The 21,726-nt window shown below is 65.4% G+C and carries 13 protein-coding genes and 1 pseudogene; 6 read left to right on the top strand and 8 right to left on the bottom strand.

Annotation, left to right across the window (positions count from 1 at the left end; genetic code table 11):
- Positions 1–432 precede the first annotated feature (432 nt).
- From ACCQ16_RS14960 to ACCQ16_RS14935, 6 genes are all read right to left on the bottom strand, one after another.
- A complete protein-coding gene (locus ACCQ16_RS14960; protein ID WP_372380000.1) occupies positions 433–3,102 on the bottom strand; it encodes a glycoside hydrolase family 3 C-terminal domain-containing protein in 2,670 nt (889 codons plus the stop codon).
- Positions 3,103–3,310: 208 nt separating this feature from the next.
- A complete protein-coding gene (locus tag ACCQ16_RS14955) occupies positions 3,311–5,992 on the bottom strand; it encodes a beta-mannosidase (RefSeq protein ID WP_277572582.1) in 2,682 nt (893 codons plus the stop codon).
- A gap of 21 nt (positions 5,993–6,013) precedes the next feature.
- On the bottom strand, positions 6,014–8,464 hold the full coding sequence (locus tag ACCQ16_RS14950; protein WP_277572583.1) for a family 20 glycosylhydrolase: 2,451 nt from the start codon (positions 8,462–8,464) through the stop codon (positions 6,014–6,016).
- 257 nt (positions 8,465–8,721) lie between these two features.
- The gene (locus tag ACCQ16_RS14945; protein WP_017155577.1) at positions 8,722–9,789 is read right to left on the bottom strand and encodes a glycosyl hydrolase family 18 protein; all 1,068 of its coding nucleotides are present in this window, start codon (positions 9,787–9,789) and stop codon (positions 8,722–8,724) included.
- A gap of 3 nt (positions 9,790–9,792) precedes the next feature.
- Entirely contained in the window at positions 9,793–11,478 is a 1,686-nt protein-coding gene (locus ACCQ16_RS14940) for an alpha-L-fucosidase (RefSeq protein WP_057680678.1), read from the bottom strand.
- Positions 11,479–11,684: 206 nt separating this feature from the next.
- Positions 11,685–14,357, bottom strand: a complete 2,673-nt coding sequence (locus ACCQ16_RS14935) for a TonB-dependent receptor (RefSeq protein ID WP_014090757.1) — start codon at positions 14,355–14,357, stop codon at positions 11,685–11,687.
- A gap of 720 nt (positions 14,358–15,077) precedes the next feature.
- Here ACCQ16_RS14935 and ACCQ16_RS14930 point away from each other — a divergent pair.
- Positions 15,078–16,076 (top strand): glucokinase family protein, encoded by a 999-nt coding sequence (locus ACCQ16_RS14930; protein WP_014090755.1) that lies wholly within the window; start codon positions 15,078–15,080, stop codon positions 16,074–16,076.
- Positions 16,077–16,218: 142 nt separating this feature from the next.
- On the opposite strand, the gene ACCQ16_RS14925 is transcribed toward ACCQ16_RS14930, so the two are convergent.
- Both ACCQ16_RS14925 and bioA read right to left on the bottom strand, forming a co-directional pair.
- Positions 16,219–16,953 (bottom strand): 16S rRNA (uracil(1498)-N(3))-methyltransferase, encoded by a 735-nt coding sequence (locus ACCQ16_RS14925; protein WP_008572062.1) that lies wholly within the window; start codon positions 16,951–16,953, stop codon positions 16,219–16,221.
- Positions 16,944–18,362 carry an adenosylmethionine--8-amino-7-oxononanoate transaminase gene (bioA, locus tag ACCQ16_RS14920; RefSeq protein WP_071117363.1) on the bottom strand — a complete coding sequence of 473 codons (1,419 nt, stop codon included), beginning with the start codon at positions 18,360–18,362 and terminating at the stop codon, positions 16,944–16,946. The genes ACCQ16_RS14925 and bioA overlap by 10 nt, the downstream gene beginning before the upstream one ends.
- A 41-nt stretch (positions 18,363–18,403) precedes the next feature.
- Between bioA and nudE the strand changes: the two genes are divergently transcribed.
- From nudE to ACCQ16_RS14895, 5 genes and pseudogenes are all read left to right on the top strand, one after another.
- Positions 18,404–18,952 (top strand): ADP compounds hydrolase NudE, encoded by a 549-nt coding sequence (gene nudE, locus ACCQ16_RS14915; RefSeq protein WP_003482427.1) that lies wholly within the window; start codon positions 18,404–18,406, stop codon positions 18,950–18,952.
- Positions 18,949–19,749 (top strand): 3'(2'),5'-bisphosphate nucleotidase CysQ, encoded by an 801-nt coding sequence (gene cysQ / locus ACCQ16_RS14910; protein ID WP_008572065.1) that lies wholly within the window; start codon positions 18,949–18,951, stop codon positions 19,747–19,749. The genes nudE and cysQ overlap by 4 nt, the downstream gene beginning before the upstream one ends.
- 193 nt (positions 19,750–19,942) lie before the next feature.
- Complete coding sequence (gene mazG, locus ACCQ16_RS14905) at positions 19,943–20,947, top strand: nucleoside triphosphate pyrophosphohydrolase (RefSeq protein WP_277572584.1); 1,005 nt, start codon at positions 19,943–19,945, stop codon at positions 20,945–20,947.
- Entirely contained in the window at positions 20,944–21,279 is a 336-nt protein-coding gene (locus ACCQ16_RS14900; RefSeq protein WP_008572067.1) for a YnfA family protein, read from the top strand. Before mazG ends, ACCQ16_RS14900 begins: the two co-directional genes overlap by 4 nt.
- A 123-nt stretch (positions 21,280–21,402) precedes the next feature.
- Positions 21,403–21,723: pseudogene (locus ACCQ16_RS14895) on the top strand (SPFH domain-containing protein); the annotation flags it as partial.
- Between the last annotated feature and the right edge of the window lie 3 nt (positions 21,724–21,726).

Here is a 21,726-nt window from a genome sequence, read left to right as displayed (position 1 = left end):
CCGCTCCAGGGCCGCGCGACCTGCCGGCTGAGGATGAGACCTATGCATGACCAATTCCCGATGACCATACAACGTGTGCGCCGAATGTGCATAGTGCGGTCGCACAATTCGTTGCCGCATGTGGACTATTCGATGGCGCAGTCGCGGTCCGGTCCGCGGTCTGCCCTTCTGGATGCGGGCCGCAAACCGCCTTCGACAACGCCACGCTTGGCACCACGACCTCCGGCCTGCAACACGCACGTCGGCACTCGTCCGGCCGCCCTCCAGCGGCATCGTCAGTGCCGATCAACACGCCGACAAGGGCGCGTAGGCATGCACGTCGCTGCCTCCGGCAGCCATGGTGCCTCGTCGACACGCCATCGACACCCGCGCCGCTGTTGTCCACCTGCTCCGGCATGGCCGGCGACTGCGTGCGTCAGCGCGATGCGGCGCCTACTTCGGCAACGGCGAACGCCCCGAGATCGAGAACGCCGCCGTGTCGCCGGCCGCGCCGGTACCCGGCTGCCCACCGCCAACGAACAACGTGTAGTTGCCGGCTTCCACCGCGCGCTGCCCGCTGCGATCCACGTCGCTCAACTCGCGTGCATCCAGGTTGAAGGTCAGCGTGCGTTGCTCGCCCGCTGCAAGATGCACGCGCTGAAAACCGACCAGGCTGCGCAACGGGGACTGCGGGCGGTCCGGATATTGCAGATACACCTGCGCCACTTCGTCGCCGGCACGTGCACCGGTGTTGCGCACGGTCGTGGTTACCTGCAGCGAACTGCCGGCTTGCAGCGTGGTGGTGGACAGCTGCGGCGCGTCATAGGCAAAGCGGGTGTAGCTCAGGCCATAGCCGAACGCAAACAGCGGCTCGCCCTTGAAGTAACGGTAGGTGCGGCCCTTCATGTCGTAGCTGACGTAGGCCGGCAGATCCTTGGTGGAGCGGTAGAAGGTCACCGGCAGGCGACCGCCGGGATTGTCGTCGCCGGCCAGCATGCGCGCGATCGCGGTGCCGCCGGACTGGCCCGGGTACCACGCGGCCACGATCGCATCGGCATGCGTCTTGGCCCAGTTCAAGGCCACCGCGCTGCCGCTCATCAGCACCACCACCAGCGGTTTGCCGGACGCCTTTGCCTGTTCGAGCAGCGCTTGCTGCGGGGCGGGCAGGGCGATGTCGTTGCGGTCGCCACCGTCGAAGCCGGGGACATCGATCCGCAACTCTTCGCCTTCCACATCCGGCGACAGGCCAACGAAGGCGACCACAGCGTCTGCCTGTGCCACGGCCTGCTCGGCTTCGGCCAGTTGCGCGGCGGCGGGAGCCAGCCATTCCAGGCGCACGCCCTGATCCTGGCCGCGATGCTCCATTTCCAGGCGAATCTTGCGTGGGCGGGTGTCGTCGAAATGCAGCACGGTTTCCACGCTCCGGCCGTCGGCGTTGTGCATGCCGGGCGGCACGTGCTTGTCTTCGGCGTTGCCGGCAACCACCAGCTTGTCGTCGATATACAGGCGCACCGGGTCGTGCCCGCTGCAGTCGAAGCAACGCGCCACGCGCACTGCCAGGGTGTAATCGCCAGCGCTGGGCGGCAGCAGCTCGCCGCTCCAGCGCACGGCATAGCGGTCGGCCGGTACGCCCTTTGCCGGGGCGACCTGATCCCAGTTGAAGCTCACCGTGCGGTCCTGCCGCACCACGCGTGCAGCACCGCTCATGTCGACGTTGTCGAAATATTCGCCACGCAGTCCCGGCTTGCCATCGCTGCGCAATGCCGTCTCCGGGATCATGCCGGGCACGCCGGCAGCCAACGGTGCGCCTTGTGCGTAGCTCACCTGCTGCGCACCGAAGCGCTGACGCAGGCCCAGCAGCGGCGTCACCGGCGCGGACGAGGTGCCCTGGTAGTTGGCCTCCAATGCAGCCAGTGCGTCCGCATTCGGGCCGATCACCGCCAGCCGCGTGCCGGCCTTGAGCGGCAACGTGTTGGCATCGTTCTTCAGCAGCACGATCGACTCGGCGGCCGCCTGCAAGGCCAGCGCACGATGCGCCGCGTTGTCCACGTCCTTTGCGCCGAGCCGCGCGTACGTGTCTTTGCGCGGGGCCTCCAGCTCGCCCAGGCGGTAGCGGGCGGCAAACAGGCGCACCAGCGATTGGTCGAGCAAGGCTTCGTCCACTTCGCCGCGCGCGATCGCCGTGCCGAGTTCGCGATAGGCATGCCCGCAGTTGAGATCGTGCCCGGCCTTGAGCGCGGCGGCCGACGAGCCGGCGTTGTCCGGGCGGAAATAATGGAACTGGGTCATGTCGTCGACCGCATCGCAATCGGACACCACAAAGCCCTTGAAGCCCCAGTCGCCGCGTACGCGGCCGTTGAGCAACCAGTCGGCCGCGCACGCCGGCGTGCCGTGCAGCGAGTTGTACGCACACATCACCGAGCCGGCCTGTCCTTCGACGATGGCAGCGCGGAAGGCCGGCGTATAGGTCGCTTCCACATCGCGTGGCGAGACATCCACATCGAAGCCATGCCGGCCCGGCTCGGGGCCGCTGTGCACCGCGATGTGCTTGGGCGTGGCGATCGTGCGTGGATGGTTGAGGTCCTCGCCCTGCAGGCCGCGGATAAAGCCCACCGCCATCTGCCCGGTGAGAAACGGATCTTCGCCGTAGGTTTCCATGCCACGGCCCCAGCGCGGGTCGCGGAAGATGTTGATGTTGGGCGACCAGATGGTAAGACCGGCGTAGCGTTTATGGTCCTTGCCCGGACCACCGGCCTGGTTAAACTTGGCGCGCGCTTCGGTGGACACCACCGTGCCCACCTGCTGCATCAGGCGGGTATTCCAGCTCGCCGCCAGGCCAATCGACTGCGGAAACACCGTGGCGTAGCCGTTGCGCGCGATGCCGTGCAGGCCTTCGCTCCACCACTCGTAGGCGGGGATGCCCAGGCGCGGAATCGCCGGTGCATCGTTCATGGCCTGGGCCACTTTTTCTTCGCGGCTCATTTGCGCGACCAGGGCGGCGGCGCGCTGTTCGGGCGTTGCATCGGTGTTTTTTGCGGCCACTGCCGGTGCAGCGATGAGCGGCAGGGCCAGGCTCACACTGAGTGCAGCGGCAAGACGGCACGGAAAGACGGACAACGACATCGGTTCACTCCTGCGCGGCGGCCATGGCCGTCACGCGTTGCGCTTGGGTCGCCCGCAGTGATGCTGCGGGCAGTGGTCATTACAAATCGCTGACTGCCTTGCGTGCGATGCATTGCATGGAGCCGTCAGCGCTACATGCGGTCTTCGCGGATAAAGCAGCGTGCTTACGCGCGTGCTGCGTCGTCTGCTGAGACCTGTTCCTGGCGGTTTACTTTGCTTCGGCAGGCTCCGGCGGCGCGCCAGCCAGCGTGGCGGCCAGGTCGCGCACCTGCAGCGTGGATTGCAACTGCGCCAGTGCCGCCTTGCTGCTCACCCGCACGGTCAGTGGCTCACCCGGCAGCAGGTCGAAGGCGTTGTCCGACAGCGTGGCATCCACATCGCCGAACGACAGCCACACCTCGCGCGCCAGCGTGTTGCTGGTCAGGGTGAGTGCGTAGCCATCGCCATCGGCACGCCACTGGCTGTCGATCTTCGCGGCCGGCAATGCAAGCTGCTTGGCCGGCGCGAAGAACACCACCTCGCGCGAGAGCAACGTGTCGCCGTCGAGCAGCTCGAACACCGCGTAGGTGCGCTTGGGATCGGCGCTGCCCAGCAATTGCTTGTCGCTGAAGTTGCCCACCTGCAGGCTGCTCAGCGGTTTGACGCTGGCCTTTTCTTCGCGCTTGCTCAGCACCTTGCCATCCATGCCCATCACTCGCATGCGCCAGCGCGCTGCCAGCGGGGTGGTGCGGTCGGAGACCAGCGACACCTCGGTCTGGCCCTTGTCGCTGCGCAATGCGGCGATCATTTCCGGCGCGTAGAAGCGCCGTGCGTGGTAATGCAGCGCCTTCCAGCGGCCGTAGTAATCCACGCTGGACCACGACGCGCCCGGCCACACATCGTTGAGCTGCCAGTACAGCGAACCCATCGACTGCGGGCGAGAGGCACGCAGATGCGAAGCGGCGATGTTGATGCCTTCGGCCTGCATCAGCTGGCTCAGGTAGACGAAACTGTCGAAATCCTTGGGCTCGCCGAATTCGCGGCGGATGTACAGCATCAGCCGCTTGTTGCCGTTGCCCTTGTCAAACTTCTGATGCACGCGCATCACCGGCGATTCCGGATCCATGTCGCCGGGCTCGGCAAACGCCCGCACGGTGCGCATATCGGGGAACGACTGCAGGCCGTACTCGGACATGAAGCGCGGGGTGACGTTGAGGTATTCGGTGACCGGCAGGGCAGGGCCGCCCCACACCTTCCAGTAATGCATGTCGCCATCGTTGGTCTGGTCGGCCGCGCCATCGAAATCGGTGCCCGGCGAGGTGGCCCAGTACGGCACGTCGTTATCGTAGGTGGCCACCACTTCACGGAATACGGTGCCGAACAAGGTGGTCATGCCGCGTTCGATGCGGGCGCGTTCTTCCGGGTCCACCGACTGCTTGAACTTGACCCGGTCGCCCCAGTTTTCCCAGCCGGTCTGCACTTCGTTGTTGCCGCACCACAACACGATGCTGGGGTGATCGCGCAGCCGCTTGACCTGTTCGATCGCCTCCTGCCGGGTGTTCTCGCGGAACTCCACGTCGTACGGCGGCACCGCGCCGCCGAACATGAAGTCCTGCCAGATCATGATGCCAAGCTCGTCGGCGACGTCGTAAAAATAGTCGTCCTGGTAATGCCCGCCGCCCCACATGCGCAGCATGTTCATGTTGGCATCGCGCGCGTCCTGCAAGGTGCTGCGCATGCGCGCGTGCGTGACACGTGCGGGGAAGGCATCCAGCGGAATCAGGTTGGCCCCCTTGGCGAAGATCGGGATGCCGTTGATCACGATCTCCATGCTCTTGCCGTACTGGTCTTTTTCGCGGCGCAGCTCCACCGAGCGCAGGCCGGTGACCCGCTTGATCTGCTGGCTGTCGCCATCGGCATCGCGTACGTTGGCCACGAAGGTGTAGCGGTCCTGCGCGCCGTAGCCGGCCGGGAACCAGCGCTTGGGCTTGGCGATGCGCACCGCCAGCTCGATGCGGTTCTGGCCGGGATCGACCACCGCGTCCTGGGTGAACTGGCCGACGTTTTGCCCATCCGGGCCCAGTACATCCAGCGTCACCTGCACCGGCCCGCTGCGGCCGGCCTGCAGTTCCAGCTGCGCCTGCAATTGCGCGCTATCGGCATCCACGCGTTGCTGGGCGATATGCAGCCCATCCACCCGCACGGCGTCCCACGCTTCCACGCGCACATCCTTCCAGATGCCGGCATTGACCATGCGCGGGCCCCAATCCCAACCGAAGTTGTACGGCGCCTTGCGCACGTAGGTAGAGCTGTGGCGTGCCTCCGGCTCGTCCCCGAACGCCGAATCGTAGGCGCCCGGCAGCGCATACGGTTGCTTGGCCAGCCACGGCTGGATCTTCTTGATCGGCGAATACAGCTTGACCTCGAGCACGTTATCGCCACGCTTGAGCAAGGATTTCGCATCCACGCGCCACTGCCGGAACATGTTGTCGGCGCTGAGCAGCTGCTTGCCATTGAGGGTGACCTCGGCAAACGTGTCCAGGCCGTCGAACACCAGCTCGACATGTTCGCGCTTGAGTGTGGCCGCATCGACATTGAAACGGGTCTGGTACTGCCAATCGCTCAGGCCCGCCCACTGGATCTTGCCTTCGTTATCGCGATAGAACGGGTCGGGCACGATCTTGGCGGCGATCAGGTCGGTCTGCACCGCACCGGGCACCTGCGCCGGCAGCCACGCCGCTGCCTTCGGATACGTCTTGCCCTGCTCCTGACCCGGCACCAGCCGCACCTGCCAGCCGCTGTCCAGATTCACTGCCGTCGGCGGTGCTGCCCAGGCCTGCGAGATAGCGAAGGCCAGGGCAAGCCCGAGACGGGCGGGGGCGGGAACAAAACGATGACGGGACAGGGGCATGCGTGACTCTCCTAGGGTGGCTCAGCGCGTGGCAGCGGGGGGCGCCTGCGCAGTGGTTTCAATCAGTTGGACGGCGCCGATGGCATACAGGGGGCCGCGGATCGGCGCGGTGAAGCGCAGGCAGAGATCGTGGATGCCGGTGCGTGCAGGCAGTGCGGTTTCCAGGGTGAATTGTTCGCCCAGGGTGTCGCTGCGCGGCAGCTGCACGCTGGCGATCAGATCGCCGTCGCAGCCCAGACGCACTTCCAGCTCACCGCCGCGGGTTTTGGCGGGGTATTGCACGACCTTGGATTGCTCGTGCGCCAGGCCGAAGTTGTTGGGCAGGCGTGCGGCGTCGATGCGGATTGCGCCGATACCGTCCAGCCGTGCCTGCGGATACAGGCGGCAGGCATGGAACAGGTCGACGTTGTACACCGGCGTGTCGGCGCCGGTCATCTCCGGCAGCAGCGGCAGCCGCAAGCCGAGCGCGCCGGTTTCGACGCAGTGCTGCAGTCCCTGCGTATCCACCCGCAACAAACTGGCGCGATCGAAGGTACGGCTGCGCGTGGCCGCCAGCGGCGTGCCGTTCGCATCGAACGCCGTGGCCTTGACCGTGGTCGGCAAGCGAATCGTCAACGGCGCGCTGTAGCGCGGCGATGCCGGCGTGGGCTCGCTGCCGTCGATGGTGTAGTGCAGCGTGCCCGCGCCGGCTTGCGTGCTCAGTGTCACCTTGGCCGGCCCGCCGGCGAGCACCGGATTGGGTCCGCCTTCCAGCGCGATATCGGCAGCGAAGGCGCCGTCGCTGTAATCGATGCCCAGCGCCTTGTAGCGCTGCAGCTGCGCCGGCATGCGGGCCAGAAAGCTGTTCCAGCTGCGCGCTGCCGGCGGCGACCAGGTCACTTCCGCTATTGCAGATAAACGCGGGAACAAGGCGTGATCCACATGCCACTGCGAGGGGATGTATTCGGACCACAACGCGCCTTGTGCGCCCAGTATATGCCTGGCCTGTTCGGCGCTGAGCTCGGCCGGTACCGGGTCGAATGCGTAGACCTTCGACAGCGGCAACACCGTGAGGCGACCGTTCGGTTCGTCGCTGCGGGTGGTCTGCAGGTTGTCCAGATACAGCCAGTCGCCCGGCGCCAGCACCACATCGTGGCCTTGCTGTGCTGCAGTCACCGCGCCTTCGATGCCGCGCCACGACATCACCGACGCACTGGCCGGCACGCCGCCTTCCAGAATTTCATCCCAGCCGATCATGCGCCGGCCGTGCTGGGTGAGGTAGGCCGCCAGCTGTTCGTTGAACCAGCCCTGCATCGCATGCGCGTCCTTGACCCCGAGCTTGCGCATCTGCGCGCGCACCGCCGGCGAGGCTTCCCATTGATCCTTCACCGCCTCATCGCCACCGATGTGGATGTAGGTCGATGGGAACAAGGTCAGCACTTCGTCCAGCACGTTGGTGATGAAGGTCAGGCTACGTTCGCTGGTGTTGAACAGGTACGGGTTGACGCCCCAGTCCACGCCCACCTGCGTGCGTGCGCCGGGTACGCCCACGTCTTCGGGGTAGGCGGCAACGGCTGCCTGTGCATGGCCGGGCATGTCCAGTTCCGGCAGCACCGTGATATGCAGGCGCGCCGCATAGGCGACGATCTCGCTGATCTGTTCCTGGGTGTAGAAGCCGCCATAACGCTGCGGCGTGCCGTGCTGGCCGGCGCCGGGCGGTGTGCGCCATGCGCCTACCTCGGTGAGCTTGGGATAGCGCTTGATCTCGATGCGCCAGCCCTGGTCATCGGTGAGATGCCAATGCAGCACGTTGAGCTTGTGCAGGGCCATCGTATCGAGCACATGCTTGACCGTGTCCACATCATGGAAATGCCGGGCCACATCCAGGTGCTGGCCGCGCCAGCTGAAACGCGGCCAGTCGCGAATCGCCACCGCCGGCAGCTGGACCTCGCCCTTGCGTGCATCCGGTGTCATCAATTGCCAGGCGCTGATTGCGCCGTACAACAAGCCGGCGCCATCGCGCGCGGCGATGCGCACGCCCCTGGCGTCGGCCTCCAGGCTGTAGCCTTCCTTGTGCGCTACCGGCGCCTGCGCGCTGCGCTCCAGGCGGATGCTGCCCGGCGATGCGCTGGTTTCGGCGCGCACTTCCAACCGCAGCCCGCGTGTGCGTTGCAGCAAATCGGCCAGATGTTCGGCACTGCGGCGTGCATCGGCATCGCCGGGTACGATCGAGATCACCGTGCCGGCGCCCACCGTGAAGCTGCCGCTACCGCGTTTGACCTCGACTGCTGCGGGAATCAGTGGCAACGGGGTACCCGCAGTGTCTGCGGTTGCGGCAGCAGGTGCGCCCGCGGTGGCAGCGGCCGGCGAGGTGCCTGGCGCACGTTGACCGCAGCCGGCCAGCGACACTGCTGCGAACGCAAGCGCAAGCAGGCGCGAGGAGAACGGCGCGACGGCTGTCAGGCGTGCGGTGGGTGCGGAGTTCGACGTCATGCAATCACATCCCGGTATGGCGGCGGTACACGGCAGCCACGCACAGTAGCAAAGCCGTGTCGGAAGACGCAGTGACTGGCGCACGCTTGGTCCCGCTGCGCAGCGTGGGCACCGCGTGGTCATGCGATCACGTCAGGGGCGTCGGTCGCTGCAAAACGGGCGCGGGCAACGCTGGAATCGGAATGCAGCCACGCAGTCCGATTCCTTGCACCAGCCGCGCCCGCCTGATCACTGTGCCATCGTAGCGTCGGCTGCGCTTAGCGCTGCGCGGTCGGTAGCTCGTCCCACACCTTCGGGTCTTCGGCGCCCAGCACCCAGCAGCTGAAGCCTTCCAGGCCGTATTGCTTGGTCAGCTCGTAACGTGCCTTGAAGCTGCGCGCGTCCGGGCGGAACACCCACTCGCGCATGTCGTCGCGATAGAAGTAGAACCACGATTCCTGCTCGACCGGATCCCACTGCACGGTGGCGTTCTGTTCCTGCGCCAGCGGGAACGACTCGTCTGCATCGATATACGTTGCGGAAATGTTCGATGCCTCGGTGCCGTCTTCCTTCACCGGGTTGCCGGTGTACCAGCGGTAGCCGTAGGTGGCGATGCCCAGCGACAGCTTGTCCTTCGGCACCTGGGTGATGGCGTAATCCAGGTGCTTCTTCATCCACACCATGCCATCGACCGGGCCCGGCGTGGTCCAGCGCGTGTGCTGGTCGTAGGTCATCAGGCTGACCAGATCCACCGCCTGGCCCAGCGCCTTGAGGTCGTACGCACCGCGCCAGTATTCCCACATCCACTTGGAGAACTGGCCGCCTTCGGCATAACCCGGTGCATTCGGCACCACGGCGACCGACATCTTGAAACCGGCCTTGTGCAGCGCATCTGCGGTCTGCTTGACCATCAGCGTGTAGGCGTCGCGGTCGGTCCAGGCGATGTTTTCGAAATCGAACTGGAAGCCGTAGTACTTGTGCTGCTTGCCGTGGATGAGCAGCGATTCGATCATGCGCTTCTTGGCGGCTTCGTCATGCATCAGCTTGTGGAAGCCTTCGCGACCGGTCGTCATCGACAGGATCGGCATCACCCGCAGCTTGTGCTGCTTGGCGATGTCGTACAGGTACATGTTGGGGGTGCCGTTGACCAGGCCGTTCTGGTCCACGCCGTACCAGGTGGGCACCACCACATCGATCTTGTCGACGTTGGCAATGAACGAGTTGGTCGATTTCTGCGTGTTCATCAGATAGAACAACGCCGTGGGGTTTTTGGCCAAGGCCGGGGCGCAGGCAAATGCCAGCGCGAGCAACATCCAGGTCAATCGCTTGCTCATGAAAGACAACATCCGTCAGGGAGTGGGGGAGGAGAGGTCGATGCGGAAGACGTAGGCACTTTCGCCAACCGGCTTGACCGGCAGGCGCAGATGCAGGCCGTCGGCCCGTTGTTCGAACGGGATCTTCTTGCCGTTTGCCAGCAAGGTCACCGCGTGCACGCCGTCGGCGGCCTTGAGCGAGCGGATCACCGCCTCGCCATTGCTGGGCCAGCCGAGTTCGATCGCATACAGCGCGCCATCGCGCGTGGTGAAGCGGAAATCCTCGGCCGTGTACGGCTTGGTCTTGATGTCCTGGAAAGTGCCGCCCACCACTTCGGTGGGGCCTTCGCCATACACGCGCCACGGCTTGCTGTCGTAGATCGCGCCGCCGTTGGTCTTGAGCCACTTGCCGATCGCCAGCAGGATGCCGCGCTCGGTCTCCGGAATCGAACCATCGGCGCGCGGGCCGATGTTGAGCATCAGGTTGCCGTTCTTGGCCACCACGTCGGCCAGCATGTGGATGATGAAGGTGGGCGACTTGTAGGTGTCGTTTTCGATATAGCCCCACGAGGCGTTGCTCACCGAGGTGTCGGTCTGCCAATGCGTGGGGTGGATGCCGGTGAGCTGGCCGCGCTCGATATCCAGCGTGCCTGCACCTTCGGGGAAGGCGCCCAGCTTGTAGTTCACCACCACGCCGCGGTCTGCTTCGGTACGCGCCGCGCCCTGGTTGTAGTAATACGCCAGCATCGTCGGCAGGCTGCGGCGGAAGGTGGGGTGGGCGATCCACCAATCGAAATAGATCAGGTCCGGTTGATAGGTGTCGATCAACTCGGTGGTGCGCGCCAGCCAATCGTCCAGCCAGGCCTGCGAGACCGGTGTCCAGTCGTTGGCCACATCGGCATCGTCCTTGCCCGGCAGGCGCACCTGCGCCGGACCATACAGCGCGGCGTAACGCGGATCGTTGACGTCCGAATCGAAGGTGCGCCCGCCATCGAAGAACCAGTTATGTTCGGCACGGTGCGATGACAGCCCGAAATGCAGCCCCTGTGCGCGGATGGCCTTGGACAACTCGCCCAGCAGGTCGCGCTTGGGCCCCATCTTCATTGCGGTCCAGTCGGACAGCTTGGAGTTGTACAGCGCAAAACCGTCGTGGTGCTCGGCCACCGGCACTACATAGCGCGCGCCGGATTGCCGGAACAGCTTGGCCCAGCCATTCGGGTCGAACTTGGGCGCGGTGAACTTGGGAATCAGATCCTTGTAGCCGGAACTCGCCTGCGGCCCGTAGGTCGCCACGTGATGGGCGAATTCCTTGGAGCCTTGCAGATACATGTTGCGCGAATACCACTCGCTGCCGAACGCCGGTACCGAGAACACGCCCCAGTGGATGAAGATGCCGAACTTGGCGTTGTCGTACCACGCCGGCGATTGATACGCCTTCAGAGCGGCCCAGTCGGGACGGAACGGGCCCTTGCGCGCGCCGGCTTCGGCTTCGCGCACCAGACGTTCGCGTTCGGGCGCATAGGCAGCGGTGGCATCGAGCCACTGCTGGTCGATCGCCTCGGGGCTGAGCGTGGTGGCGGTAGGGGCGGTGGGCGATTGCGCCGCGTTGACGTGCAGCGCGGGCAGCGCGAGCAACAGAGCGAACGCGAGCATTCGGCTCCTGGGTGCAGCTCCGGCGTGGCGGCGGGATGGAGCCGCGAACTGGCGGCTATCGGTCGTCATGGGAACTGCACTCCTGTAAGCGAAACGCGTCGGTCATGCTGCGGCCGCGCGTAGATGGCGAAAGCGGGCCTTGCCACGCCCCCTCGGCGGCGAAGGGGCGTGGCCAGTACCACTCCTTGTTGCGACATCGACCTGCCGCTGCGGACAGCGACAGGTCCAAAAAAAAGCGCGCCACCGTGGAGGGTCGGTGGCGCGCCGGGACTACATCAGAACTTGAAGTTCAGCTGGGCCTGGTAGCCGCGGCCGTTCTTGTAGAACGCTGTCGGGGTGTCCCTGGTTCCGCTGTACAAGCGGTAGGTGGAATCCAGCAGGTTGGTGGCGCCGAAGGTGAGGCCCATGTAGTCGGTGATCTGATACGAGGCGGTCAAATCCAGCTGCTTGTAGCTGTCTGCGAAGTCTTCCGAGCCCAGGCGTCCGATCTGGGTGAAGTACTTCGAGCGGTAGCTGTAGTTCACACGCACCGTCCAGTCGCCGTGTTCCCAATACGGGATCACGTTGTAGGTGTCGCGCGACAGGTAGGGCAGGTTTAAGCCAGTGCTCGCATCAGATTTGGCAAACGTGTAGTTCGCCTGCAATCCGAAGCCTAGGCCGAACGCCTGCTGATAGTTGATCGATGCGCCCTTGACCTTCGCATCGGAAACGTTGACCGGCGTGGTCACCTGGTAGACGCCCGCCACCGCCGGCGGCGCCGGATTGAGCTGCTGGCTGACCGTGGTATTGACGATGTAGGAGCTGATATCGCGATAGAAGACTTCACCGGACAACATGCTGGACGGCGCGAAATACCATTCGGCAGCCAGATCGTAGTTGGTGGATTCGTACGGTTTCAGATCCGGGTTGCCACCGTTGGCGGTCAGGTTGCCGTTGCCGCTGTTGATGGTGAACGAACCGGCCAGATCGGCATAACGCGGACGTGCGATGACCTTGGCAGCCGAGAAGCGCAGCACGGTGTCGTCGGTGACGTCATAGGCGATGTTGAAGCTCGGCAGCGCCTTGCGGTAGTCGTTGGTTTCGGCAACACGGCTGAAGGTGGTGCCACCGTCCTGGCTCTGCCAGTACTCGGACTTGTCGGTGGTGTCGACCAGGCGCACGCCAACGTTACCGCGCCACTTGCCGGTCTCGTAGTTCAACTGCGTGTAGAAGTTCTGCGTGATTTCCTTCACGTCGAACGAGGAGCCGAAGTCGGTACGGTACGGTCCCTGCGGCTGCGACAGCAGATAGTTGCGGACCGAGCTCAGGCTGGCGGTTGGCCAGGTGGTCAGATCGCCACTTGCACCCAAACCGTCATACAGACCGCTCGGGGTGGTGCCCGGGTTGAACTGGGTCAGCGACACCGGATCGGTGGTGTTGATGCGGTTGCCGCGTGCGTCTACACCATTGTTATGGTTGATGTACTTGTAGCCGAACAGCAGTTTGGTGAACGGGCCAACCGCCAGGTCACGTGCTGCATCCCACTGGAAATATTTCTCTTCATCCTTGCTCTTCTGATAGAAGATGCCGCCAGCCTGCGTGGCGCTGGCATCCTGCGAACCCGGAGCAAGGCCTGCCGGCGAGCCGGGCAGCGTCCAGTTCGATGCACCGCCATTGGCGTAATTGACTGCGGTGTGCGAACCGTCGAAGTCGTAGTTATAGCCGCCATCGGTCATCAGGAACTTCATCAGGTATTCGGGGTTCTTGCCGCCCGTTGCCTGGGTGTCGCCAACCTGGGTGGTGAACACCCACTTTTCACCCGACCAGTCGTGACGCAGGTTCAGGCTCTTGGTCGTGACGGTGCTCTCGCGATAGTTCGCATCCAGCTGCGCGTATGGCTGATCGTTGACGCCACCGCGGGTGTTGTCCGATACCGTGGCCGAGGAGACCACGCCGTTCTCGACGTTGGCGCTGGTGATCTTCTGGATGTCGTTGTTACAGGCCGGGCAGACGTAACGCGACTCGCTGAAGTTGTTGTACTTGCCCTTGATGTACAGGCCGGTCAGGTTGAACTCGTTCTGCTCGTCGGGCTTCCACTGCAACGCACCTTGCACGCCGCTGCGTTCGCGGGTCTGCTGGAAGAATGCGCTGTTGATGCCGGCCGGCACGCGCGCGGTGGCCACATCGCTGCCGTCGCCGGTGATGGTGGCGGTCGGCGGAATGTTGGCACCGGTGGTGTAGCCGAAGTATTCGATACCGGCGCGTGCCAGGTCCTGCTTGTCGTGCGTGGCGGAGATCAACGCGCCGAAGGTTTCGTCGTCGTTCTTCCAGCTCCACAGCGCCGAACCGCGCGGATTGCCCTCTTCGGAGCGGTCGTTGTAGTTGTAGCCGACCGAGCCGCGGATGGTGTTCTTGGGCAGGTCCAGCGGCTTGCGGGTGTGCACGATCACCGTGCCGCCGATCGAGCCTTCGTCGATGCGCGCTTCAGGGGTCTTGTAGACCTCCATCAGGCCGATGATTTCCGGCGACAGCAGCGTGTAGTTGAAGGTACGGCCGCTGGTATCGGTCGGGTTGCCGCCCCAGTCGCCCGAGGCGATGGTCTGGCCATTGAGCAGCACGCGGTTCAAGGCCGGGTCGGTGCCGTTGATGCTGACCTTTTCGCCTTCGCCGAACTGGCGGTCGACGCTGATACCCGGAAGATGCGACAGCGATTCGGCCGCATTGACGTCCGGGAACTTGCCGATGTCTTCGGCGCTGATCGCATCGACGATGGAGTTGGCCGAGCGCTTGACTGCCTGGCTCTTCTCCAGCGACGCGCGGTAGCCGGTGACGGTGATGGTATCCAGCTCGGTGGTGGCCGACGGCGTGCTGGCCGGGGCTTGTTGTTCTTGTCCGGCAGCCATTGCAGAGCCGGAGCAGTACAGAGCGGCGGTGATACAGAGTGCTAACGTCGTGGTGCGGCTGTGCATGGCTAAACCTCATTGGTTAGTGCTGTGAGCGTGCTGCCCTGCAATAGGACACAACGCGCTCGGCGTGGCCGGCAAAACAACACGCCCTGACCGATCGCGATGATTGCGCTGGCACGCTTGTTTCGAAGCAGGGTGCAGGCGATTCGCGTGGTGAAGGAGGTGTCCCCCGTGTGGTGAAGCGGTGGAGCTAAACGCACATCAGCGAGCGGGAACGTCGGGCGACGCACGACTCGCGAATCTGGAATGCCAGGCGAGGGAATGCCCGTTCTTCAGTACCGAACAGTCCATGGCCCCTCCTGCCAGAACTCCGATTTGAATCGAGTCTCGCGTAGCCCTGACAGCGTTGTCAACACGTCGTCACAGATCTCTGATGTGGCTGCGATTGCGCTGCAATGCAGCATTTTCAGGCGAAAGCCGACTTTGCCTCGCAGCGGTTTGCGCAATACGCTTTGCGAGCGCGACTGCTACCATCGGCGCATACGATCGAAAATGTCGCAGCTGCCCCGGTTCGCCCTGGGGTTGTGCAGGAATCGCCGTTACGCCCGCGTATTTTTGGCGAATGACGCGCGCTGCCCCGTCCGGGACGCGTCGCGGTTGCCACGGTTGCGTTACAGGACGATTGCTGACAACGTTGTCTACCCGTTGGCCGTTCGTCGGACAACGCGCGACGACGCCAGCCGCCGCCACTGATCAGGAGAATGCGTGAGCGCAAGCAGTCCAATGGAAGCGGTGGCCTTTCCGCGCCACGAAACCTTCGTTGCCGCCGATGTGGGCGGGACGCACGTGCGCCTGGCGCTGGTGTGCGAAAGCGATGACGCAGGCAAGCCGGTCACGGTGCTGGACTACCGCAAGTACCGCTGCGCCGAGTATCCGGGTCTGGCCGACATCATGACCACGTTCTTCGCGGAACTGGGATGTGCACCAGTCCGCCGGGGCGTGATCGCCAGCGCCGGCTACGCGCTGGAAGACGGCAGCGTGATCACCACCAATCTGCCCTGGGTGCTGGCACCCGAGCAGATCCGCCGCCAGCTCGGCATGCAGGCCCTGCATCTGGTCAACGATTTCGAAGCGGTCGCCTACGCGGCCAATTACATGATCGGCAACCAGGTCATGCAGTTGTCTGGCCCGGCGCAAGGTGCCGCGGGCCCGGCCTTGGTGCTTGGTCCGGGCACGGGCCTGGGCGCGGCGCTGTGGATCCCCAACGGTGCCCATCCGGTGGTGCTGCCCACCGAAGCCGGCCACGCGGCACTGGCGCCGGCCAGCGATCTGGAAATGGCGTTGCTGCAGGAACTGCGGCGCACGCGCACTCACGTGGGTACCGAAACGCTGTTGTCCGGCCCGGGCCTGTTGAATCTGTACACCGCGCTGGCCGCCTTGCGCGGCGATAGCGTGGTGCATGCCACCCCGGCCGACATCACCGCGGCCGCAATGGCCGGCAACGATGGATTGGCGCACGACGCGCTGCAGGCGTTTTGCGGATTTATGGGCAGCGTGGTCGGCGACCTGATGTTGCTGTATGGCGTGCGCAGTGGCGTCTATCTGGCCGGCGGTTTCCTGCCGCAAATCGCCAGCTTCATCGCCGAGAGCGATTTTGTCGCGCGCCTGCTCGACAAGGGCGCCTTGCGTCCCGCGTTGGAGCAGGTGCCGGTGAGCATCGTCGAGCACGGCCAGCTCGGCGTCATCGGTGCTGCCAGCTGGTTCCTGCAGCACGGCCGCTGAGCGCTCGTACAGCGGCCGGTGCAGCAAGCCGGCTGCACCAGATCGATCACCTCCGCATCCCGTAGGAGCGCACCCGGGCGCGATGAGGCGTTACCGATAAACGCCCTGTCGCGCACCGGTGCGCTCCTACAGTGCCATGGTGCTACAGGTCCCCGAACCGCGACTGCAGCGCCGCAATCGCCGCCAGTCCCGCCGTTTCGGTGCGCAGGATGCGTGGCCCCAGCTGCAGGCCGCTGAAGCCCGCCTCGGCAAGTAGCGCGCGATCGCGCGGCGACCAGCCGCCTTCCGGCCCGATCGCCACGACGACGTGTTGCTGGATGCTCGATGCCAACGTGCCCAGGCGATGCTCGCCCTGTGGGTCCAGCGTCAGCCGGAGCGCATGCGCGTCGCTAGCCTGCGCCGCGTCCTGCAGACCCTGCGGCACGGCCACGCTGGGAAGACGTGCGCGCCCGGATTGCTCGCAGGCCGACACCACCACGCTGCGCCAGTGCGCCACGCGTTTTTCGGTGCGCGCCGCATCGAGCTTGACCTCGGTGCGCTCGGCGATCACCGGTACGATCGCCGCAACGCCCAGCTCGGTGGCCTTCTGCAGGATCAGATCCATCTTTTCCCCGCGCGCGATGCCTTGCATCAAGGTGATGCGCAGCGGCGATTCGTTGGAGAGCGGCTCGGCGCGTTCCACCAGCGCACGTGCATCGCGCTTGCCCGCCACGGTGATGCGTGCGTGGTAGTCGCTGCCGTCGCCGTTGAACAGGATGCAGGCATCGCCCTCGCGCAGCCGCAGTACCCGCAGCAGGTGATTGGCCGACTCTTCCGGCAACGTCACTTCCTGGTCGCAGTGCAGCGGCAGCGCGACATGCGAGCGGGTCAGGCGCATGCGACCGCCTCGGTGATGGCATGGCCGGTGGTGTCGGCCAACAACGCAAGCTGGGCCTCGTCCACGCAATACGGCGGCATCCAGTACAGCACGTCGCCGAGCGGGCGCAGCACCACGCCTTTCTCGAGCGCCGCGCGATACGCCTTCAGGCCGACGCGCGCGGCGGACGCAAACGGCGTGCGCTTGTCGCCGCCCTGGGTCAGCTCGAACGCCACGATCATGCCGGCCTGGCGCACGTCCGCCACGGCCGGGTGTGCGCCGATCTGCGCAGCGAGCTCGCGCATGCGCGCGGCGATGGGTTGGTTGCGCGCAATCACGTCGTCGTCTGTGAAGATCTTCAAGGTCGCCAACGCCGCCGCACATGCCAGCGGATTGCCGGTGTAGCTGTGCGAATGCAGAAACGCACGCTCGCGCGAATCGTCCAGGAACGCGTCGTACAACTGCTGCGTGGCCAGCACCGCCGACAGCGGCAGGAAGCCGCCGGTCAGCCCCTTCGACAGGCACAACAGGTCGGGCATCACGCCGGCCTGTTCGCAGGCGAACAGGGTGCCGGTACGGCCGAAGCCGGTGGCGATCTCGTCGGCGATCAAGAATGCGCCATGGGCATCGCACAATTCGCGTGCGCGGCGCAGATACGCCGGGTGGTACATGCGCATCCCGCCCGCGCATTGCACGCGCGGCTCCAGAATCAGCGCACAGATTTCGCCGGGCGAGCGTTCGAACAGTGCCTGCAACGCATCGGCTGCCTGCAGCGCATAGTCTTCGGCGCTTTGCCCCGGTTCGGCCAGGTAGGCATCGGGCGAGGGCGTGAACATTGCCTCCAGCAACAGCGGCGCATACACGCGCCGGTACAGCGGAATATCGCCCACCGATAGCGCGCCGATGGTTTCGCCGTGGTAGCCGTTCTCCAGTGCAATGAACCGCGTCCGCCGGTGGTCGCCGCGATTGTGGAAGTAATGAAAGGCCATCTTCAGCGCCACCTCCACGCCCGCCGATCCGTTGTCGGCGTAGAACACCTTGGACAACGGCGCGCGCCCGGCCTGGCGTGGCGCGATCGCCAGCAACTGCTCGGCCAGTTGCACGGCCGGCGTATGCGTGAAGCCGGCCAGCATCACCTGTTCCAGTTCGCCGGCCTGGCGCGCGATGGCCGCGCCGATGCGCGGTTCGGTATGACCGAACAGGTTGGTCCACCAGCTGCTCACCGCGTCCAGATAGCGGCGGCCGTCATGGCCGACCAGCCATGCGCCTTCGCCACGCGCGATCGGCACCAGCGGCAGCGTGTGCGGGTGCTCACGCATCTGCGTGCAGGGGTGCCACACCACGCCGAGATCGCGTTGTCGCCAATGTTCGGCAGTTTGTGCGGCTGCAGGGTCTGCTAGGATTTCGGGTTCATGGACATGTCGATGCATCCGCCTATTCTATCGGCCCGCTTTGCGGCTGCGTGCGACGCATGAGCTCGCGTCTGCCGATCATCCACAAGATCACCGATCTGGGCGACGGGCCGTTCCGTCGGCAGCAGCTGGATCTGGAATTTTCCAACGGGCAGCGCCGCATCTACGAACGCCAACTCAGCCAGGGCCACGGCGCCGTGGTGGTGGTGCCGATGCTCGATGCGCAAACCGTACTGCTGGTGCGCGAATATGCCGCCGGCGTGCATCGCTATGAGCTCGGTCTGGTCAAGGGCCGCATCGACGCCGGCGAAACACCCGAGCAGGCCGCCGACCGCGAGCTCAAGGAAGAAGCCGGCTATGGCGCACGCCAGGTACAGGTGCTGCGCGCAATGACGCTCGCTCCTACTTATATGAGTCACCAATCCTGGTTGGTGCTGGCACGCGACCTCTACCCCGAGCGCCTGGTGGGCGACGAGCCGGAAGAGATGGACGTGGTGCCGTGGCCGATCGCACGTCTGGACGAATTGATGCTGCGCGAAGATTTCTCCGAAGGCCGCTCGCTGGCCGCCTTGTTCATTGCGCGCGAGTGGCTGGAGCGCAATCCATGATCCGCATCCCGATGGAGCTGCGCGAAACCGTGATCGCCATCGCGCGCGATGCCGGCGCCGCAATCATGGAGGTCTACGCCCAGGACTTTTCGGTGGAGATCAAGGACGACGCCAGCCCGCTGACCCAGGCCGACCTGGCAGCCAACCGCGTCATCGTCGAAGGCCTGCGCCGTGTCACCCCGGACGTGCCGGTGCTGTCGGAAGAGTCTGCGCATGTGGCCTGGGAACAACGCCAGTACTGGACCAGTTACTGGTTGGTCGATCCGCTCGATGGCACCCGCGAATTCGTCAAGCGCAATGGCGAGTTCAGCGTCAACATCGCACTCATCCATATGGGCGCACCGGTGCTCGGGGTGGTGCAGGCGCCGGTCGACGGGCGGGTCTGGTACGCCGCGCGTGGCGAGAATGCCTTCCGCCGCGATGGCGACCGCGACGAGATGCTGCACACGCGCACCCCGGCCGCCACGCCCTTGCGGGTGGCGGCCAGCCGTTCTCATCGCGACGCGCGTACCGCCGCCGCGCTGGAGCGGATGGGCGAGATCGACGTGGTCGCGCAAGGGTCGTCGTTGAAGTTCTGCCGCATCGCCGAAGGCGATCTGGACGTGTATCCCCGCTTCGGTCCCACCTCCGAGTGGGACACCGCCGCCGGCCAGTGCGTGCTGCATGCGGCCGGTGGCGTGTTGCTGGCCGGCGCCAGCGGCAAACCGTTCCGCTACAACCGCCGCGACACCTTGCTCAACGGCGACTTCATCGCACTGGGCGACCCCAATCTGCCCTGGCGCGATTGGCTGGCCTGAGCGGCATGCGTGCCGTCTTGGCGACGGCATGGCTGTGCAAGGCCCTGACGCACTGAAAGGTACACTCCGGTATCCCCGCACGCGCTTGCGTGCCGCGCGCCGTTGCGGTGGTGTGCAACGGCCGCGTACGTCGCTTGCCTCGCGTGGGACATGCGCTGGCGGCGCACTCACTCAGAGGTTCCAGGAATACACGATGTCTCAGACCCCTTCCACCGGCGATATCCAGCAGCTGTTGCACTTGATGGCGCGTCTGCGCGATCGCGAACACGGCTGTCCCTGGGATGTACAGCAGACCTTCGCCAGCATCGCGCCGTACACCATCGAAGAAGCCTACGAGGTGGCCGATGCGATCGATCGCAACGACCTGGCTGGCCTGCGCGACGAGTTGGGCGACCTGTTGCTGCAGGTGGTCTTCCATTCGCAAATGGCGGCCGAGCAGGGAGCGTTCGGCTTCGCCGACGTGGTCGCCACGCTCAGCGACAAGCTCATACGTCGCCACCCGCATGTGTTCGCCGCGCAACCGGCGCCCGATGCGCAGGCGGTGAGCGCCAACTGGGAGCAGATCAAGCGCGAAGAGCGTCGTGCCGCTGGCAACCAGGACGACTCCGCACTTTCCGGCATCGCGCGCGGGCTGCCGGAATGGCAGCGCTCCACCAAACTGCAGTCGCGCGCGGCGCGCGTGGGTTTCGATTGGCCTGGCCCGGTGCCGGTGTTGGAAAAACTGCAGGAAGAAATCGAAGAGTTGCGCGTGGAATTCGCACGCGGCCCGGTGGCCGACAATCAGGCCCGGCTGGAAGACGAATTGGGCGATGTGTTGTTTGTCTGCGCCAATCTGGCGCGCCATGCCAAGGTGGATGTCGGCGCCGCGTTGCGGCACGCCAATCTGAAATTCGAACGTCGCTTTCGTGCGATGGAAGCGCGGGCGCGTACTGCCGGCACGCCGTTGAACGCGTTGTCGCTGGGCGAGCAGGAAGCGTTGTGGCAACAGGTCAAACGCGAGGAGCGCAGCGGCGATGTGCCGGCCATCGACGGTTCCGCGGGCGACGCATCGGCCTTGCACGCCCCGCTGTCCCACGCACCGCCTGTAGACAGCGCTGCCGGCAGTGACCCGTCCGTTGGCGGTGAGGCTTCCCGCAGCGCACCGGGGTATCAAACCGGCCCTGATGGCGCCGCCTCCGATACGCCCCGGCCGGCATGACGATCGCGCCGACCACGCTACTGCTGTTTGCCGCGACAGCGCTCGCCGAGTTGGTCGGTTGCTACCTGCCTTATCTCTGGCTGCGCAAAGGGGGCAGCGTGTGGCTGCTGCTGCCCACTGCGCTGAGCCTTGCCGTCTTCGTCTGGCTGTTGAGCTTGCATCCGGAAGCGAGCGGTCGCGTGTACGCGGCCTATGGCGGGGTCTACATCGCCAGCGCGCTGCTGTGGCTGTGGTGGGTGGACGGCGTGACGCCGACGCGCTGGGATCTGCTTGGCGCCGCCTGTTGCCTGCTCGGCATGGCGGTGATCATGTTCTCGCCACGTAGCGCCTGAGCGCGTTTGCATGTGCGCGCACACGTTGATTGCCTTGCGACAGCGGCCGGGTGCAGCGGCTGCGCCCGGGCCTGCCCCGCACGTGGCCGGCGTTGGTTGCCGGGAGCGCTGAGCCATACTCACGAAGCCGCCTTCCGCGACGCAGAAGCGCGCGAACGTCTGGCCGAAGCCGAAGCACGCGCGACGCAGATGGTGTCCGACGCCATCGCCATCGGCATCGCCAACGGCAGCGTGCAGGCGATCAACTATTTCGTCGCACAGAAGTATGTGGAAGCGTCCAAGGCGCTGGCCACCGCGCCCAACCAGAAATTGGTGCTGATGCCGATGGAATCCAGCGGCATCATCGGTTCGATTGCCGGCATTGCCGAGCTGGCCAAGGAGGCGGCCGGCAAGCCCGACGCGCCCGTGCGCGTACCGCCGATGCCGCCGCGCGCAGGAGCCTGAGCC

Origin of the sequence: Xanthomonas sp. NCPPB 1062, from assembly GCF_041481705.2 — a bacterium.
Taxonomy (GTDB): Bacteria; Pseudomonadota; Gammaproteobacteria; order Xanthomonadales; family Xanthomonadaceae; genus Xanthomonas; species Xanthomonas euvesicatoria.
This window is presented reverse-complemented; position numbering and strand designations above follow the sequence as displayed.